At 38.8% G+C, this 19,202-nt stretch carries 11 protein-coding genes; all 11 read right to left on the reverse strand.

Features of this window, described 5'->3' with window-relative positions:
• Positions 1 to 2 precede the first annotated feature (2 nt).
• The 11 genes from rfaE1 to ACXZ1K_RS15345 all read right to left on the reverse strand — a co-directional run bounded on the left by rfaE1 (position 3) and on the right by ACXZ1K_RS15345 (position 19,202).
• Positions 3 to 983: a D-glycero-beta-D-manno-heptose-7-phosphate kinase gene (rfaE1, locus tag ACXZ1K_RS15295; protein ID WP_458970543.1), complete on the reverse strand. Its 981-nt coding sequence runs from the start codon at positions 981 to 983 to the stop codon at positions 3 to 5.
• 45 nt (positions 984 to 1,028) lie between these two features.
• Positions 1,029 to 2,714 carry a helix-hairpin-helix domain-containing protein gene (locus tag ACXZ1K_RS15300; RefSeq protein ID WP_458970544.1) on the reverse strand — a complete coding sequence of 562 codons (1,686 nt, stop codon included), beginning with the start codon at positions 2,712 to 2,714 and terminating at the stop codon, positions 1,029 to 1,031.
• A 64-nt stretch (positions 2,715 to 2,778) separates the two neighbouring features.
• Complete coding sequence (locus ACXZ1K_RS15305; RefSeq protein WP_458970545.1) at positions 2,779 to 3,168, reverse strand: LiaF transmembrane domain-containing protein; 390 nt, start codon at positions 3,166 to 3,168, stop codon at positions 2,779 to 2,781.
• Between the two features lie 112 nt (positions 3,169 to 3,280).
• The gene (locus tag ACXZ1K_RS15310) at positions 3,281 to 4,084 is read right to left on the reverse strand and encodes a helical backbone metal receptor (protein WP_458970546.1); all 804 of its coding nucleotides are present in this window, start codon (positions 4,082 to 4,084) and stop codon (positions 3,281 to 3,283) included.
• Positions 4,085 to 4,117: 33 nt separating this feature from the next.
• Complete coding sequence (locus tag ACXZ1K_RS15315; RefSeq protein WP_458970547.1) at positions 4,118 to 6,541, reverse strand: ABC transporter permease; 2,424 nt, start codon at positions 6,539 to 6,541, stop codon at positions 4,118 to 4,120.
• Positions 6,542 to 6,544: 3 nt separating this feature from the next.
• A complete protein-coding gene (locus tag ACXZ1K_RS15320) occupies positions 6,545 to 7,228 on the reverse strand; it encodes an ABC transporter ATP-binding protein (RefSeq protein ID WP_458970548.1) in 684 nt (227 codons plus the stop codon).
• Between the two features lie 20 nt (positions 7,229 to 7,248).
• Positions 7,249 to 9,639 (reverse strand): ABC transporter permease, encoded by a 2,391-nt coding sequence (locus ACXZ1K_RS15325; protein WP_458970549.1) that lies wholly within the window; start codon positions 9,637 to 9,639, stop codon positions 7,249 to 7,251.
• 24 nt (positions 9,640 to 9,663) lie between these two features.
• Positions 9,664 to 12,054 (reverse strand): ABC transporter permease, encoded by a 2,391-nt coding sequence (locus tag ACXZ1K_RS15330; protein WP_458970550.1) that lies wholly within the window; start codon positions 12,052 to 12,054, stop codon positions 9,664 to 9,666.
• A gap of 17 nt (positions 12,055 to 12,071) precedes the next feature.
• Complete coding sequence (locus ACXZ1K_RS15335) at positions 12,072 to 14,444, reverse strand: ABC transporter permease (protein WP_458970551.1); 2,373 nt, start codon at positions 14,442 to 14,444, stop codon at positions 12,072 to 12,074.
• A 3-nt stretch (positions 14,445 to 14,447) separates the two neighbouring features.
• Positions 14,448 to 16,829, reverse strand: a complete 2,382-nt coding sequence (locus ACXZ1K_RS15340) for an ABC transporter permease (protein ID WP_458970552.1) — start codon at positions 16,827 to 16,829, stop codon at positions 14,448 to 14,450.
• Positions 16,830 to 16,832: 3 nt separating this feature from the next.
• Entirely contained in the window at positions 16,833 to 19,202 is a 2,370-nt protein-coding gene (locus ACXZ1K_RS15345; protein WP_458970553.1) for an ABC transporter permease, read from the reverse strand.

A 19,202-nucleotide genomic window follows, 5' to 3' on the forward strand; every position in this document is an offset into this window, starting at 1 on the left:
CATTAATTATTTTTTAAGGATGAAATAATTTCCGCAGTAGTCGTAGTGGCGCTTCCTAAATGCTTGATCACTATTGCAGCAGCATAATTGGAAATAACCGCGGCCTCTTCCATGGAAAAACCCAAAGATAAGCAGTAGGCGATAGTAGCAATAACGGTATCCCCTGCTCCGGTAACATCAAAAACTTCAGTTGCTACAACAGGGAAAACACGACAATCTGCTTTGGTAATGATGGCGATACCCGCTTCAGAAAGGGTAACGATCAGGTAATTCGCATTTGTTGCCTCCAGTATGATGTGAGCTGCCTTTACCAAGTCAGCTTCATCACTTATACGCGCTGTTTTAGATGCCTCTAAGAGTTCTTTCCTATTTGGTTTAATGAGATAGGCACCACTATATTTAGCGTAATCCAGGCCTTTGGGGTCAACGATAATTCGCTTGTTCAGCTTCTTGCCCAGATCGATAATTTTTAGGGTTAAGTTATTCGTTAGCAATCCTTTATTATAGTCTGAAAGTATCACGATGTCACAATTGCCAATCTCTTCTTTAAGCATGCTAAAGAATATTTCCTCTAGTTCTGCAGAAATATCATGGATATGCTCTTTATCGATCCTAACTATCTGGTGCGTACCTGCAATAATTCGGGTTTTAACAGTAGTTACCCTACTGTCATCTTTAATGATTAAAGATGTGTTAATGTCTTTTTCTGCTAAGGCAGTAATAATGTCAGATCCGAATGGATCCGTACCTATTACACCTGCTAAAGTAACTTTCGCACCAAGTGATATGAGGTTGCTGGCAACATTTGCCGCGCCACCAATTATTTTAGATTCCTTTTTAACATTTACAACTGGCACCGGTGCTTCAGGAGAAAGCCTGTCGGCCGAGCCAAAAATATAATGATCCAGCATAATGTCTCCAATTACCAAAACATTTGGAGCAGGATTATTGTGCACATGATCATAAAGTTTTTCGGATAGCATATTCAGGTATTAAACACCAAATGTAGGTATAATGACTTTTATATATTACAATTTAGCTAATCTATCCTTAAAGAAACTGGCAATCTGATCTAAAGAAAAAGCGTTTAAACACTGGCTGGCTTGCAGCCCACCTTTCCTGGCGGTTAGTATTCCATATCTCATGTCATGAAAACCTTCCGTCCGGTGCGCATCCGGGTTTATTGAAAATAATACTCCTTTTTCTAAAGCATAGCGGTGCCATCTCCAATCGAGATCGAGTCGCAAAGGATTTGCGTTAATTTCGATCACCACTCCATTTGCGGCGCAAGCATCTATTACTTTCTTAAAATCAACTGGGTAGCCTTTTCTACTTAGCAATAACCTGCCTGTTGGATGTCCTAATATAGTGGTATATGGGTTTTCAATTGCTGTGATCAATCGACTTGTGGCTTTCTCTTCAGTCATTTTTAAAATGCTGTGAACCGATGCTACCACAAAATCGAAGGTTTTAAGGATTTCATCGGGATAATCCAGTGCTCCATCATATAAAATGTCACTCTCGATTCCTTTGAAGATTTTAAAGGGTGCCATTTTGAGGTTTAGCGCGTCAATTTCTTTATGTTGCGCGTAGATGCGTTGTTCATTAAGCCCGTTTGCATAAAAGGCCGACTTAGAATGGTCACACATTCCCAAATAACTCAGCTGCAAATGGTCCCTGCAATATAAGGCCATTTCCTCCAGGGTATTTACGCCATCGCTCCAGGTAGAGTGGTTGTGTAAACTGCCTTTTAAATCGCCATATTCTATAAGGATTGGAAGTTTTCCACTTTTTGCCAATTCAACCTCTCCAAGACCTTCCCGCAGCTCAGGCAATACAAAAGTTAGCCCAGCCTTATCATAAATTGCTTCTTCACTTTCATAAGTTCCTTCTCCAGCGAGTGTAAGTACCTTATTTACATGATCAGGGTTACCTGTCAATTTAAACCAATTGATGTAAAATTCATTACGAGTAACCAGATAGAGCTTCACTTTTAAGCCAAAAGGTGTTAGGGCAACCAAAGTATGCTCATTAAAGGTTTCGAAAACCAATGGTTCGAAATTGCTTATTGCAGATACGATCAAATCAATATTTTCAACACCTAAAACCAAATCAATCTCTTCAATTATTTCCAGACAACGTCTGTAATCGCCAGCAATGCCTAGCAAGGGTTCTCCCGAAAATTGATTTAACCATATTGACAGATCTTCAAATAGTTTATTAACCAAGGGTTCGGCTTGGGCGTAAAGAAATTTGCCATGGGCGGCCATTTTAAATTCTATTACCTTTCTGATTTCATCCTGTGTTTTCAAACCAAAACCCTTTGCCTCTATTAGCCGGTTTTCGTTGCAGGCATAATAAAGCTCGCCAACGCTTTCAATATTCAGATCCTTCCAGATCACGTAGATTTTTTTCGGGCCAATACCTTTAATACCGAGCATTTCAACAATACCCGCTGGCGTATCATTCAAGATTTGTTCCAGCTCCTCCATTGTGCCTGTCTGCAACAGTTCCCACACTTTTGCAGATATACTTTTGCCCAAGCCGTCTATTTGTGCAATTTCTTCAAGATTTTTATCTCGTATTGGAAAAGGAAGCTTATCAACTTTGAATGCAGCATTAGCTACCGACTTAATTTTGAATGGATTATGGTTATGCAGCTCCATTAACTGCGACAATAACCTAAGGGTACGTGCGATGGCTTTGTTTTCCATAGGATGCTAAAATAACAAAAAAGGCAATCATTTCTGATTGCCTTCATATATATGATGGAGTTAGTTATTTTCCTTCGTTGTGCATGCCATCAAAATTGAACTTATGCTTTCTACCGCGGTAGTCGCAATCTCCAAATGTATGTTTAGGTTTTAAGATGACATAAAGGCCCAAACCAATAAACAACAATGGTAAGCCAACATGACCAAATGAAAATGGAATAATGCTCTTCATCAGAAACACTGAACCAACAATCACCATCGCTATCCAGCCACCTGGTTTAAAATTTCTGTTATAACCAATCAACAGACCCATTGCTATCAAAAATGTTTTCCAGCTCAATAACCAAAATGGAACGAAGAGTCCGAGGTTTCTGGCGATGAATATAACACCAATAGCTATGAACAATACACCTATGTTAAAATTGCGGTTTGATTTTTTGTTTAGAGTTTCCATGACTTTTTTTCTTCAAAACTATGGTCTAAACACACGCACATCAACGCTTATATGGCATAGCACGCGTTCCTATCGGTAAACGGCAAATATTTGTCGGCCAATTTTTTTCCGCTTAAATCACCGATATTTTTTTCTGGAATTCGAAGAAGTATTGCACTGCCTTTACCAATCGGCTGCCATACCAGGAAAACATCTCTCCATCAACCAAAACAACCTTACTCTCAGGAAGGAACTTTTGTATTTCTTCCAGATGCTGTTTTTTAAAAGGATAAGGCTCTGAAGACAAGAATATCAAATCTGGCTCAAGCAACACCAGATCCTCTAACTTAGATTCCGGATACCTGCTTTGCTTAAATACGTTGTTTAAACCATTAACGGTTAACAGGTGATCTATAAAAGTATCTTTTCCGACAAATAAGTAGGGATCTTTCCAAATTAAGTATGCAACTGTTTTATTGATTCCGTACTGCGCTGCGAGTGTTTGCAAATCTGTAAAGCCCGCATTGATTAAATGATTCAAATAGGAGGCTTCAGGCTCCCGATCTACTAGAGCACCTACTTTAGCAATCATGGCCATAGCGCCGTCCAGATCATTCACATCACTTATCCATACCGGGAATTCCCGCATCAACTCTTCTATATCATTTTGCTGGTTCTCTTCCTTATTACCAATGATTAAGTCAGGCTGTAAACTCCTAATCAATTCGATATTGAGTTTCTTAGTTCCTCCAACTTTTACACAACGTGCAAACTTTTCTATTGGATGTATGCAAAACTTTGTTAACCCAACAATTTCCTTGTCCATCCCCAACTCAAACAGCAGTTCAGTTTGCGAAGGAACTAAGGAAATTATTCTCTTTGGCGGGTAACTGATACTAATGCTATTTCCTAACTGATCTGTAAAACTGCGTTGCATAGTACAAAGATACGCGGTGTGCTTTATATGTGGCTATTCATATTTTAATGCATCAACAGGGTTATTTACTGCCGCTTTTCTGGCCTGTATGCTTACAGTAAGGATAGCAACGACCAATGAAAGCATCGTGGCTACAAAGAATGGCGCAGCAGGCAAATCAATTCTATAAGCAAATCCATCCAGCCACTTCTTGGTCAAAATGAAAGCAATAGGCCAGCTAATTAAATTTGCAGCTATTACCAGATAAAGGAAAGACCGATTAAGCATATTGACAATCTGTATGTTTGAAGCACCGAGGATTTTGCGGATTGCTATCTCTTTTGTTCTACGTTTAGCGACAAAAGTAGATAAAGCAAACAATCCCAATAATGAAAGCAAAACGGATATGGTGCTAAATACCACACCAAGTTGCATGATGCGTTTTGTAGACTTTAACGACTCTTGAAAGGTATCCTCAACAGCAGAATACTTCATCGGAAATTCCGGATACAACTTTTTCCATTCCCTTTCAATTGATTTTACTATATCTTTATAGTTATCACTGTCGAACCGGACCAGCATATTATTGGTGAAACCCACGCCACCTAAATTTGTAATTTTATAAACAGTTGGCAAAACAGCCTTATCAAATCCCTCATTATGATAATCTTTGATTACCCCAACTATTTGAAATTTATATTTATCATCATCTGATTTTACTTCGTAGTGTTTACCCACCAGATTCTTACCCATCAAATCTGCCGCTGCCTGGTTTAACACAACTGAATTTATAGTGTCCTGTTTGTATTCTTTAGAAAATATCCTGCCACTTACGACCTGTACTCCCAGTGCGTTCAACGCTTCCATACTTACAGTGACCGAGTTAATATCAAACTTTTCATTGTTGTAAATAATCTCTTGGGGCATGTTGAACGTATTGCCCAAAATCTGGGTTGTAGTGGCAACATACTTAACTCCAGGTATACGCTTTACGCTTTTCCCAAAAGGATCTTCGCGGTTATAGTTTGTTGAAATATTAATGAGTTTGTCTCTTCTAAAACCCAGATCTTTATTAGCCACATAACTGGTTTGTAAATGCATTACCCCAATACCAATAATGAATGTTACCGCTATAATAAATTGTGCAATTACCAGCCCGTTTCTCAAAGCAATTCCTTTAAAGCCACTTTCATAATTTCCTTTTAAAACCTTTACCGGATCATAGCTGGATAAAACCCATGCAGGATAAAAGCCTGCCAAAAGAGTGATCAGAATGAATAATCCAAGCAATTGCAGTAAAATACCAACCAGCTGCTCACTGCGCCAAAAGCTCAATTGCACATCAAAGTAAGTACAAAAGGAAGGAAGCAGCACTTCTACAAGGACAACACTGACAAATAGCGCAATAAGACTTTGTATCCCGGACTCTAACAAGAACTGCACAATGAGTTCCTTTTTATAAACGCCCAGTACCTTCTTTACACCTACTTCCTTAGCCCTTTGTACAGACTGTGCAGTGGCCAGGTTTACAAAATTGATAATAGATATCAGCAACAAGAAAATAGAAATGGCTATAACCGGCCTAATCTGATCAAACCAGCTGGAAGTAAACGGTGGATTGGAATGTACGTCTTGTAAAGCTATTGCTTTAAGACCGGGCTTTTTATCGTTTTTATAAAATTCATCATAAGTAATTTTCCTTGCCTTGAATGACGCCTTTTTAAAATCTACGTATACTTTCTGCAGCAACTTATTGGTAGCCAAACTGTCAATTGGTCCGCTGGCGAGCGCGTATACGTGCGAAAAATGTGATTCTTCTATGTTTTCACTGTCCTTATCCAAGTCACCGGTTCTGATGATGGCATTAAACTCAACACTTTCCGGAGATTTAGGATCTGCGACCACACCAGTAACGGTAAGGAGTGTACCTTTGTCAGTGCGCCACATTAGCACTTTAACCTGTTTACCAAGTACTTTATCAGTACCAAAAAGCTTTACGGCCAAACTATGCTTTAATACAATTGACTTAGGAGCATTTAGAGAACTAAGCCTATCGCCTTGTGTAAATTCATAAGGGAAAACCTTAAAGAACAGGGAATCTGCGTTTTTGATGTTCTTTACCATCACCGGATCCGCATTCTCTATTTTGACAGAAAAGCCATCACCCCAGCTCTGGTCAACCTTTGTTACCGCAGTAAATTGCGGAATCTTGCTTCTTACCAGACTAGCCGTCCTTGTATCGTTTATTTCCTGCCAGTGCTGTTTATTATCAGGTGAAGAGAAGTCATGCCGTTCTCTAATCTGGTAAACATTTTTCAGCGCAGGACTCCACTTATCGAAGTTTAGCTCATGATTTACGAAAAGAAGTAAGAGTACGAATGCAGTTAAACCAATGGCTAGCCCGCCAATATTAATAACGGCATAGACCTTATTTTTGAGGAGGTTTCTAAATGCGATTTTTAAGTTGAGTCTAAACATATCTTACTGTTTCACAGAAATATCTTCTTTTATTACCCCATCCAGTAAATGCAAAATTCGGCTGCCATAGCCAGCGTTGACTTCAGAGTGCGTAACCTGGATAATGGTGATCCCTTCTTCTTCGTTGAGCTTTTTAAACAGCTCCATAATTTGCAGCGCTTGTGCCGATTGCAAATTGCCGGTTGGCTCATCAGCCAGGATTATAGACGGTTGTGCAGCCAGAGCCCTTGCAATGCCAACCAACTGCTGCTGACCGCCGGATAATTGATTGGGGAAAAGATCCTTTTTACCTACCATATTGAAACGATCCAGCATATCTGCAACGCGACTTTTACGCTCAGACCCTCCTATTTTCTTATACATCAAGGGTGCCTCAATATTCTCGGCAACTGTCATCTCATCAATCAGATGGTATGCCTGGAACACAAACCCGATATGATTTCTATATAGTTCAATACGTTTGCGTTCGTTTAATGAAGTTACGTCCTCACCTAAAAACTCATACTTTCCGTAGGTAGGTTCTTCCAACATGCCAATAATATTTAGCAAAGTTGATTTGCCGGCACCTGAAGGCCCCATTATAGATACAAATTCTCCCTGGTTAATGGTGGTACTAACATGCCTGAGCACGTAACTTTTTACTCCTTTATTGGAGTAATATTTCTCAATTTCTTTTAGCGCTATCATTATGTTGTCGTTTGAAAGTTTTACTCGTATTTTAAAGCATCTATAGGATTGGTTTTAGCTGCTCTGTAAGAGCGAAGACTTACCGTAATTAAAGTAATAATTACAGATAAGGTCATTGCTAATACAAATGGCCAGATATTTAGCGGAGCACGATATTCAAAGCTTGCAAGCCATTTAGAAACAAAGATGTAAGTGATTGGCCAGGCAACTAAATTGGCAATTAATACCATCCAGAGAAATGATTTATTGAGCATGCCAACCAACTCTGCTGTTGTTGCCCCTAACACTTTTCTAATTGCAATTTCCCGTGTTCTTTGTGTGGCTACAAAGGAAATCAGTCCGAATAGTCCGATAAAGGAAATAAAGATAACTACACCTGAAAACACCTTAAATAAAACGCCCATTACCATTTCCGTTTCGTAATAATTTTTGATATTCTCTTCCATAAACTCTGATTGGTAGACATAATCAGGATATAACTTATTCCACTCATGTTCAATCATCTTCATCGTGCCGATCATTTGCGAAGATTCCATTTTCACGGCCAACTGTCTATACTTGGATTTGGAAGAGAATACTGCAATGGGTGATATTTTATCGCGCAGAGATGAATTGTTAAAATCTTTTATTACACCTACAACTGACCCAGGTTGTCCGTTTAAACTCATTATCTTTCCGATAGCATCCTGTGGCTTTAATACATTTAACTTCTTTAATAGCGTTTCGTTTACAACATATTCTTTGACGGTATCGCTTTTAGACAACTGTTTACCAGCAATAATCGATAATCCGAATGTTTTAAAATAGTCCTCATCAGCCGCCTTAATATTTACTTGAAAATCTGCATCCTTACTGTTATCGTAACTAAAACTTGTTTCGTTATTATTTAAGGAAGATGGAGGTGTAAAGCAGTAGCTGGCACTTTTAATGTTGTTATTTTTTAAAAGTATATCCTTAAAAGTATTGAACTTAAGCAAACTAATGCTGTCGGATGGCATGTTTACCATTGCGATACTGGTGCTGTCGAAACCAAGGGATTTACCTCGTACGTAGTTCATCTGGTTCATGACCACGAACGTGCCGATAATTAAGATGGCGGTGATTGAAAATTGTACGACTACTAATGATTTTCTAAGTCCAACACCGCCTGCATTTGCAGAACTGATTTTGTTTTTGATCGCCAAAGCCGGACTAAAACCAGACATCACCAAAGCCGGATATAGTCCGGCTAAAAAGCTCACTACAAGAATCAGCCCCGCCATAAAAACGTAGATCTCTGCATGTCCAAAAAGACTAAAACTTATCCCTTCGCCAAAGAGAGATTCCATACCCGGTAGAGAGAGTTCGGTAATGACACATGCAAACATCAGTGCGACGACAGTAATTAAAGCTGTTTCGCTCAGAAACTGCCAAATTAGTTGTTTCCTCATACTACCCATTACCTTACGGACGCCCACTTCTTTAGACCTGCTAATGGCTTGTGCAGTTGCCAGGTTAATAAAATTAATGCAGGCTGTTAGTAATAAGAAGATACCAATCACAAACAATCCAATAATCTCTGATCGTGGCATCACTTTTCCTGCAAAATTCCCAAACCGTTCGTCGTAATGTATTTCTTTCAGAGGCTGGAAGATGTGACTTTCTTTGCCTGGTCCTTTTTCTACATAATACTTCTTAATGAATGCAGCAAGGGGACCGTCCAGACTTGAAATGGAAATTCCCTTTTTTAACAGCACATAGCACTCTTGTCGCGATGATACGCTGCCCCAGGAACCTATAGGATCTTCGCGATCACTTTTATAAGAAGCCACTAGTTTAAACGCAAAACTTGTATTTTCCGGTTGGTCCTCAAAAACACCAGTTACCCTAAAGTCATCTTTGTTATTAAAACGCAGACTTTTGCCGACAGCATCCTGCCAATTACCAAAATAGATCTCTGCCGTTTTTCTGGACAAAGTAATTGTGTATGGTTCTTTTAAGGCCTTATCAGGTGTTCCTGCAAGCCATTTCAGTTTTAATATCTCGAATAATTCTGGCTCTGCATAAAATAATGCCTCACTTTTCTTTACCTCAGCTTTTGTCCCATCACCCAGGTATCTTACAATACCCCCGGTTTTGCGTACGCCCGCAACCTTCTCAAATTGTGCGAAATCTTGCCTCATAGCGGGCACCAATGGTCTGGGTACACCCTGGGAGTAAAACTCGCCATCAACATATTTCCAGGAAGACACTACCCTGTAAATACGGTCGCTGTTCTCATACCCTTTATCGTAACCAAACTGATAATTCAAAAAGATAAAAATTAGCAGGCATCCTGCCAAACCTACCGACAAGCCCAATATATTGATCAGCGTGTACCCCTTGTATTTCCAAAGGTTTCTAAGTGCTATTTTTATATTTAACCTAAACATAATCAGTTATTTTATAGTTATAAATCATTCATATTTTAATGCGTTAACAGCATTGCTGGTCGCCGCTTTGTAAGACCTTAGGCTCACTGTTAAAAGTGTGATGACCATAGATATGCACATGGCCAATACAAAAGGCCAAACTGTAATTTCTATGCGGTAAGCAAAACCTGCAAGCCATTTGGAAACAAATAAATAAGCAAGGGGCCAGGCTAGAAGATTGGCAATAAATACCATTTGTAGAAAGGAGTTATTTAACATGTTTACCAATTGGAAGGTAGTAGCACCAAGGATTTTACGAATGGCCACTTCCCGTGTTTTTTGTGCGGCAACAAAAGATATCAAACCAAAAAGACCAATAAAAGATATGAAGATTATGATCCCTGCAAAAACCCTGAAAAGTGTACCCATTATATGCTCCCCCTGGTAATAACTATTGATCTCCTCATCAACAAAGGTCATTTCGTATACACCATTGGGAAACGTTGCATTCCACAGTCTCTGAACTTCCTTCATGCTTGTGGCAAGTTGTTTGGGATCAATTTTCAATGCTGCCGAATAATATTCCTGTTTTCCTTGAAAAATAGCAATCCCAGAAATCTCTTCTTTTAGTGATTTATCGTTATAATCTTTAACCACTCCAACTACAGGTAATAAATTTCCTGAAGCATCCAGCACCTTACCTAATGCTTGCTCCGGATTAGAAATGTGCATTTTCTTTAAAAAGGTTTCATTGACGATACAACCATTAGCAGTGTCACTTTTCTGAAAAATCTTACCTGCAATAAGCTTTAAATTAAATACCTTAAAAAAATCTGCATCGGCCCTTGAAGTTCTTACTTCAAAATCATGATTCTTAACGTTATTGAAGGTAAAATCTGTAGAGTTTACATCTTCTGAAAGAGGAGAAGTTTGACAATAACTTAATCCCAGTACACCAGGTATTTGTAATGCTCTTTCTTTAAAAATTGACAATTTAGTTTTGGCTAAACTATCGCCAGGAATATCAATCATAGCCAGGGCATTGGTATTGAAACCCAAAGGCTTTTTGCGCATATATTCCATTTGACGCATAATTACCAATGTGCCGATAATGAGAATAATGGTTATTGAAAATTGAACTACCACCAGTACCTTTCTTAAACTCAAACCATTGTTATCCAAACTCACCTTATTTTTAATAGCCAATACAGGATTAAAGCCAGAGATAATTAATGCGGGATAAAAACCAGCAAGGAAAGAGACCAGCAAAACGAGAAGCCCCATAAAAACAAATACGATAGGATGACTGAATAAGCTTAAGCTTATCTTGCCATCTAATAGATTAGTCAAAAAAGGTAAAGCCAGCTCGGTCAGCACGCAGGCAATTACCAATGCCATGATGCTCAACGCAAAAGTTTCCGTTAGGAACTGAAAAATTAATTGGCTGCGCTCTCCACCGATTACCTTTCTAACTCCAACCTCCTTTGAACGGTTTACTGCTTGTGCTGTGCTCAGGTTAATAAAGTTAATACAAGCTGTTAGTATTAAAAACAGGCCGATAATTCCCAAGCCATATATTTCCCTCTTGCCGATGGTGTTTTCCGAAAAATTATCGTACCGCTCGCTAAAATGAATATCCCTTAATGATTGAAAAGCATTAACCTGATTTCCGGACACGTGGTTTTCCCGATAATGTCTTTGGTTAAAAGCAGCAAGTGACTTGTCAAGATCTGCGACTTTCAGCCCTGCTTTTAACAATATATAGCAAGAAGCACTGGAATTCACAGCGTCCCAATTTACTTGATTTTTATTTCTATAATTCTCATAACTGATTACAATTTGAAGTGGAAAACTGCTGTTTTGAGGCATATTTTTAAATATTCCCGTTATCTTTAAAGACTTATTACTACCAGATGCGATGCTTCTTCCGATCGCCTTTTGAGCATTTCCAAAAAACTGAACAGCCTTAGCTTCAGACAAGGCAACAGTATTTGGCTCTCTTAATGCGATTCCTTTTTTGCCATATCGCCAGTCAACACTGATAATGTCGAAAAAGTCGGGTTCTGCATAGTAGACAGCCTCCTTGTTTTTAAAAACCTCCCTGCCTGCCTCGTCATTTACATGAACAATAGCACCCCTTTTTACTACAGCACCCACTTTTTCCAGTCCTGCAAATTCTGCTCTTGCAGCTGCCGGAAAAGGAGCTGGAACACCGGAAGAATAATCATCGAATGCATTGTACTTCCAGTTTGTAACCACCCTAAATATCCTGTCCTCATTCTTGTAGCCCTCGTCAAAACTCAACTGGTACCTTACGAAAATAAAGATGAGGATGCAACTAGCCATACCTATGGAAAGGCCCAAAACGTTGATCAATGTGTAGCCCTTGTAATTCCAAAGGTTTCGCAAAGCGATTTTAAGGTTAAGTTTAAACATGTTGTTTATATTTTAAGCTACTCATATTTTAAAGCTGATACCGGGCTTGCCTTTACTGCATCGGATGCCTGCATACTTACCGTAATAATTGTAACAATTGCAGTAAATACGCCACTAATCAAAAATGGAAGCACTGGCATCTCTACACGATAGGCAAAAGTTGACAGCCAACTTTTAGTAATTATATATGCTATCGGCCAGGAGATCAAATTGGCGATGATCACTACCCTGAAAAATGAAATGTTTAGTAATTTCATAATCTGTAAGTCGCTTGCCCCCAAAATTTTCCGTACTGCGATTTCCTTTTTTCTATTATTGGTTATGAACTTAGCGAAGGCAAATAACCCTAAAAGAGCAATAAAAATGGTAAGCCCTGCAGCAAAGAAAAAGACTGATTGCAGTTGCTCCTGCTTGTAGAAAAGCTTCCCGTATAGTTCGTTTAAAAAATAATACCTGAAGTTTTCGCCATCAAGCTTGTTGATCTCATACCATTGATCTTTTAGAGCCGCCAGGGCCGAAGTCATCTTTGCCTGGTCAATTTTAACCATAATCTGAGTCTTCATATTCCCGCATTTATTTTTCAAAGCATATAAAGTGGGAGCTACAGGTACCTCAAAGCCTTGCACCTTAAAATCTTTTACCACGCCAACAATTTGATATTCCGTATCACAACCCCTGATCATCTTTCCAATTGGATTGGTTAACCCGTATTTAGCTACAGCGGCTTCATTCAGTATAACCGAGTTGGCAGTATCTGCTTTAAAGTTTTCAGAGAAAAGACGACCTTGAACTGGCTTGATATCAAGTGTTTCAAAATAATCAAAATCCACATCGAGAAACTCAATGGATGCCTCTTTGCCATTTGCAGTATATCCATTTGAACCATTTTTTGAACCATCAGGAATATTATTTGCAACAGTTACCGACCGTACGCCAGGTATTTTCATAATTTTTTCTCGCACAGGAGCAAAAATCTTTGGATCAGTAAATAATGTTATATTTTTAATATAAACTACCTGATTTGTATTAAAGCCCGTATCCTGCGTACGCATGTACTTAAGCTGGGCACTGATGACAAGCAGACCAATAATAAAGATAACAGCTACGCTAAATTGTACCACTAAAAGTGCATTCCGAAGCCAGTAAGTATTTCTACTCGTTTGAAAATTCCCTTTCAGTACCAGGGCTGGTTTAAAGCCGGAAAGAACTATTGAAGGGTAGACGCCAGCTATTATTGTAATCGCCAGAAGTATTAAAGGAAGCTGATAGATGAGCGCTTGTGAACTACTTCCAATACTTAACGGAACATCAAACAAGTTATTAAAATATGGTAGCGCTACCTCAGCTATTGTTAAGCCTAGGAGAGTAGCTATAATGCATTGTATCAATATCTCTATTAAAAACTGTATCGCCAATTGATACCGAAATACGCCCAGCACTTTCTTAATTCCTACCTCCTTGGCTCTCTTGGTAGCTTGTGCAATACTTAAATTGGTAAAATTGATACACGCTATGACCAATATGAGCATCGCTAAAACAGACAAAGCAATTAAAATCTTGAAGTTCGCATCGCTGCCGCCTTTTGGCCGCAAATGCAAATTCTTGAGCGGATCCAAGAAGATTTTTGTTTGCTTAAAATAAGCAGCATTAGCGTCAGCTCCGCTTTTAAGTAATTCCTTTCGATACAGGGCATCAATTTTCTTTTCCAAAACGGAAATGTCTGCACCGGGAACCACCTGAATATATGTGTTATAATTGTTGTATCCGTAACCCTGATCATCACCAAGATTCTTACGGACAAATAATCCATCAAAGGTGACATTAGAATGTCTCTCCCCCTCCACTATTCCACGTAACTCGGCAGTTTGACCGCCGGCCTTACTTCCAAAAGCGACTTGTTCAGGAGATTTATCTTTCTTATTAAGAAACAATGTTTTGTATAGTTCCTTTTTTAGGTAAAAAAGCCCAGTAAGTTCGCTTCGTGGCTCAACAAGTCCCCCTTCAGGTTCAATATTAAACATTTTTGCCGCCGCACTATCCATTCCCAAATAGTTGGAAAGAAATATTGTCGCATTCTTGCTGCTCACCGGAAACTCAAAGCTTCCTTTAAGTATCTTGCCTACAGATTCTACTTCTGGAAAGTTATCCTTTATTGCTTTAGCCAAAGGAGGAGAAGTGTAATCGGAATTTCTCTCTGGCATGCTCCTGCCTACCAAATAAATATTATCGTAGTTCGGATTATCTTTATCAAAACCGGTCTCATACGTCACATACATCATTACCAAAATAAAAGAACCCAAGGCAATAGCTAATCCACCAACGTTGATAGCAGTAATGCCCAGATTTTTCCAAAGGTTTCGCAGCGCGATTTTGAGATTTAGTTTAAACATGTTCTATTCGTATTTTAAGGCATCAACAGGATTCGCTTTGGCAACTTTAAGCGTCTGAAAACTCACGGTGAGGATGGCAATCACTACCGATACAATTAAGGCAATTATGAACGGCCAGGCGGTTAAATTTATCTTAAAGTCGTACTTCCCAAGCCATTTGGTCACGATGATAAACGCAATTGGGATAGCGATGATATTGGAGACGATCACTAATTTTATAAAATCTCTATTCAATAAAATCAGGATACTTTTAAGGTCAGCTCCCAGAACTTTGCGTATACTAATTTCTTTGCTTCTCTGTTCTGCCATATACAATGCCAGCCCCAGTAACCCAAGACAGGAGATAAAAATGGCGAAGCCACCAAAAACATTAGACAGCACGCTTAGCAATCTCTCATTTTTTAATTTTTCCTGCATTCCCGCAGTTATAAAACTGATCTTTGCAGGATAAGCTGGATTAATTTGCTGGGAGATCTTGGTTATCGCCTGCACTGACGAGCTTAACGACCGATTTGGATTTAATCGAAGTAGAAGTATAGCGCTCGACTTTATGCTGTAATAAAAAATCATTGGTTCAACAGCTTTGCCAGGCTGCTCATTAAAGTAATCGCCAATTACGCCCACAATTTTTAAAGGCTGGTTATCGCCCCAGTGTATAATTGTGCCTACGGGATTCTTCAGGCTCATCAGCTTCACAGCGGTTGCATTCAATAAAACAGAATTATTTGTATCAGCGGGAAATTTTGAAGAGAAGTCCCTACCTGCCAATATTTTAGCGCCAATTGTTTTCGTGTAGTCAAATCCTGTGCTCCGATAGTTAATAATTGAATGATCATCTGCTGCCTTGCCGGGCCAGCTGATATCTCCGGTAATCGAACCTCCATCGGTGAAATTTCCTGCAAATTCTGAGGCAGAAGTAACCACACCATCCTTAATCAAATTGCTTTTAAAAAGTTCCAGCTTGGAAGAATTTTTCAGTTCGCCCTCCAAATCTAGCTGAACCATATTGTTCTGATCGAATCCCATTGGCTTATCCTTAAGGAATTGGATTTGCCGATACACCACTATAGCTGAGATGATCATACAAACGGAGAGACTAAATTGAACTATAACAAGTAATCTTCTAATACTAAGCGAACCAGAGCTGCCTTTAAAACCTTTCAGCACTTTTATTGGAATAAAGGAAGATAAATAGAACGCAGGATAACTGCCTGCCAATAATCCTGTCGTTAAAGCAAGTCCCACCAACAAGCCCCAGAATAAATAAGATCTATAATCAATCAGAATATTTATACCGAGAAGATTATTAAAATACGGAAGAGACACCTCCAATAAAGCAAAAGCGACCAACATCGCTAAAATAGAAAGCAGGACTGATTCTAAAATAAACTGCCTCATTAAGGAACTTCTGCCAGAACCCAAAGCCTTCCTCACACCAACTTCCCTGGCACGCTTTTCAGATCTGGCAGTAGATAGGTTCATGTAGTTGATACAAGCAATAAGCAATACACACAGCGCCAGAAACCCAAACAATTTTACTTGATCTATTCTGCCTCCAACAAGTTTCCCGTTTTTAAACTCATTGTACAAATGGGTTTTAGAAATAGGAAACAAAAACGGCTCATACACGTAAGATTTTACAGTAGGATCTTTTGCAACGATAAAATTCTTCAGCTTTGCATTGATGTCGCTAAGTGCAACGTGATCATTCAATTCAAAGATGGTCTGGCAATCTATACTTCCCCATCCTGCATTATCCATACCCGGATTTATTTGCTCAAAAAAGCTCCATGGCTGTAAGACTTCAAACTGGATACTTTGGTTTTTAGGTAAATCTGCTATTACACCTGAAATCTTTAACTCTTTAAGATTATCCCATCTGAGTGTTTGCCCAACTACATTTTCTGTTCCAAATAATTTCTTTGCGGTAGAAACCGTCAAAATCATTGATCCCGGTTCATCCAGTGCAGTTACAGGATTGCCGTATAAAAAGTTATAATTCAATATCTGTATAAAAGACTTGTCTACATAAGCAGATGTCAATTTAAACTTGCTTTCATTGTGACTGAACAGCTTAGCACCATGGTACATTGATATGCGTGTCGCATTTTTTACCCCAGGTATTTCACGAAGCACGGCATCTGCAAGCTTATAAGGTACCGCTCCTGTTGTAGCCAATTCTCCATTGAATTTTAGATTTAATTTCGCAAAATAAATCTTCTCCAGGTTTTTATACTGCTTATCATAACTCCATTCGTAGTTTACGTAAAGCATCAGCATTAAACAACATGCCAAACCAATGGCCAGACCGCCAACATTAATTAATGTAAAACCCTTATTCTTCCAAAGGTTTCGCAACGCGATTTTAAGGTTAAGTTTAAACATAATCTACTCGTATTTCAAGGCATCAACAGGATTCGCTTTGGCAACTTTTATCGATTGTATGCTCACCGTTAAAATCGCGATCAGTAATGAAAGGCTAATGGCAATAATAAATGGAAATGCAGAAATAGATATTCTGTATTCATAAGCTGAGAGCCATTTATTGATGGCGATATAAGCCATCGGAAACGCAATTAGGTTGGCAATGGCTACCAGCTTGATAAAATCCTTGTTTAACAGCGTAAGAATATTCGCCGTGCTCGCACCCAAAACTTTCCTGATGCTGATCTCCTTTTTTCGTTGCTCTGCCATAAAAAGTGCTAAGCCAAGCAAACCTAAACAGGAAATAAAGATGGCAAAACCACCAAACCAATTTGACAACGTGCCCAATAGTTTCTCATTTTGGAATTTTAACTCGAAAGATTCATCAACAAATTTTCTGCTCACCGGATAATCTGGTTCCAATTCTTTTACCAGCAAATCTATTTTTCCCAGAGAGGAACTGATGTTTTGATTTGGGTTTAAGCGAACAATCATCACAGATGGGCCATCTTTGTAACTAGGATAGAATATCATTGGCGCAACATGTTGATAAGCACTTTCCACAACAAAGTCTTTAACTACCGCAACATTGGTAAGCTTTGTATCGCCCCAGGTGATTATAGCACCAATTGGATTTTTTAGCCGCATCATTTTCACAGCAGCTTCATTAAGCATTACAGCATTACTATCGTTGTGGAATTTAGTAGAGAACTCTCTTCCGCTGATTAACTCAGTTCCTATTGTCTTAATAAAATCGCTTCCTATACCCCTATTATTAAACAATATAGATTCACCTCGGTTTTTACCCTCCCAAGACACATTTGTGGTGTTATTTCCATCTTCCGTAATGTCTTTACTGAAAAAAGTTACGCCTGTCGCTGCTCCTGATTTCAGTATCTGGGTTTTAAGCAAATCCTGCTTGCTTTCATTACGCATTTTGCCCTGAATCTCGATTTGAACCAGATTCGATTTATCATATCCGATAGGTTTGTTCTGCACATATTGAAGCTGCTGATAGATAACTGAAGTGCAAACAATCAAACATGCAGCAAAAACAAATTGTACAACCACCAAAACTTTTCGAACAGATATCGACGAATCTGATTTGATTTTTAAACCCTTCAATACAGCAATAGGCTCGAAAGAAGATAAGTAAAGTGCCGGGTAACTTCCGGCAATCAGACCAGTAAAAATCATCAATCCAATAAGCATGCCCCAGAATTTTAAACTGGCATATTCAAATTGCAAATCAATATTTAACAGATGATTAAAGTACGGCAAACTAACCTCTACCAGAATAAAGGCTAAAACGGTAGAAACGAATGTGATAAATATTGACTCAATAAAAAACTGACCTATTAACGATTTACGTGTAGAGCCAATTGCCTTACGTATTCCTACCTCTTTTGCCCTACGCTCAGAGCGGGCGGTTGATAGGTTCATGAAGTTTACGCACGCAATCAGCAGGATACAGAAGGCAAGCAATAAAAATATCTTGAGCTGTTCTATTTTACCTCCAACAGATTTTCCATTTTCAAAATCGTTAAACAAATGCCATTTGGTCAGTGGATGTAACAAAGCTTCCGCAGTGTTTCCCTTATCATTTCTTTTATAGATTCCTTTCATGGAAGCATTTGCCTCGCTAAAGAAACTATTGTCTTTTAACTGAACAATAGTAAGGCACATGTTATTACCCCAGTTAACACCACGTACCCAAGATTCTCTCTGTTCAAACAGTGCCCAGGGTATTAAATATTCAAACTGTATACTGCTGTTAGCAGGTACGTCCTCAATCACTGCCTCAACCTTCAATATATCCTGATTATCAAGCTTTACAAGTTTATTTATCGGATCTTCATTTCCAAATAGTCGCTTGGCAAAAGACCTGGTAAGAATGATGGTATTAACGCCTTTCATAACTTGATCTGGATTACCACTTAGGAATTTATAGTCCAATATCTTTGCAAAAAACCTATCTGCAAAAACAGCTCTTCCAGTAATTCTTTTATCACCATTAGTAATTAGCTTCGAATTAGGATAAGTAGAGTGTGATGCATATTTAACACCTGGCTCTTTTGCTGCTACCTCTTCTGCCATTGCATTTGGTGTCCAGGCCCAGCTAAACGTCTTACCATTAGCAACGGAGTTTTGATAAACAACATAAGTTTTATCACTATCCGTAAACTGCTTATCATAACTCCATTCGTAGGCTACATACAACAACAACATCATGCAACTGGCCAAGCCAATAGCCAGTCCGCCAACATTGATCAAGGTAAATCCTTTATTTCTCCAAAGGTTTCGCAAAGCGATTTTGAGGTTTAGTTTAAACAT

Source organism: Pedobacter jaeyakensis, from assembly GCF_054461315.1.

What these genes read in the sequence shown, in the direction of transcription:
- rfaE1 (WP_458970543.1), bottom strand. Translation starts at nt 983, where the DNA reads ATGCTATCCGAAAAACTTTATGATCATGTGCACAATAATCCTGCTCCA.
- ACXZ1K_RS15300 (WP_458970544.1), bottom strand. Translation starts at nt 2,714, where the DNA reads ATGGAAAACAAAGCCATCGCACGTACCCTTAGGTTATTGTCGCAGTTA.
- ACXZ1K_RS15305 (WP_458970545.1), bottom strand. Translation starts at nt 3,168, where the DNA reads ATGGAAACTCTAAACAAAAAATCAAACCGCAATTTTAACATAGGTGTA.
- ACXZ1K_RS15310 (WP_458970546.1), bottom strand. Translation starts at nt 4,084, where the DNA reads ATGCAACGCAGTTTTACAGATCAGTTAGGAAATAGCATTAGTATCAGT.
- ACXZ1K_RS15315 (WP_458970547.1), bottom strand. Translation starts at nt 6,541, where the DNA reads ATGTTTAGACTCAACTTAAAAATCGCATTTAGAAACCTCCTCAAAAAT.
- ACXZ1K_RS15320 (WP_458970548.1), bottom strand. Translation starts at nt 7,228, where the DNA reads ATGATAGCGCTAAAAGAAATTGAGAAATATTACTCCAATAAAGGAGTA.
- ACXZ1K_RS15325 (WP_458970549.1), bottom strand. Translation starts at nt 9,639, where the DNA reads ATGTTTAGGTTAAATATAAAAATAGCACTTAGAAACCTTTGGAAATAC.
- ACXZ1K_RS15330 (WP_458970550.1), bottom strand. Translation starts at nt 12,054, where the DNA reads ATGTTTAAACTTAACCTTAAAATCGCTTTGCGAAACCTTTGGAATTAC.
- ACXZ1K_RS15335 (WP_458970551.1), bottom strand. Translation starts at nt 14,444, where the DNA reads ATGTTTAAACTAAATCTCAAAATCGCGCTGCGAAACCTTTGGAAAAAT.
- ACXZ1K_RS15340 (WP_458970552.1), bottom strand. Translation starts at nt 16,829, where the DNA reads ATGTTTAAACTTAACCTTAAAATCGCGTTGCGAAACCTTTGGAAGAAT.
- ACXZ1K_RS15345 (WP_458970553.1), bottom strand. Translation starts at nt 19,202, where the DNA reads ATGTTTAAACTAAACCTCAAAATCGCTTTGCGAAACCTTTGGAGAAAT.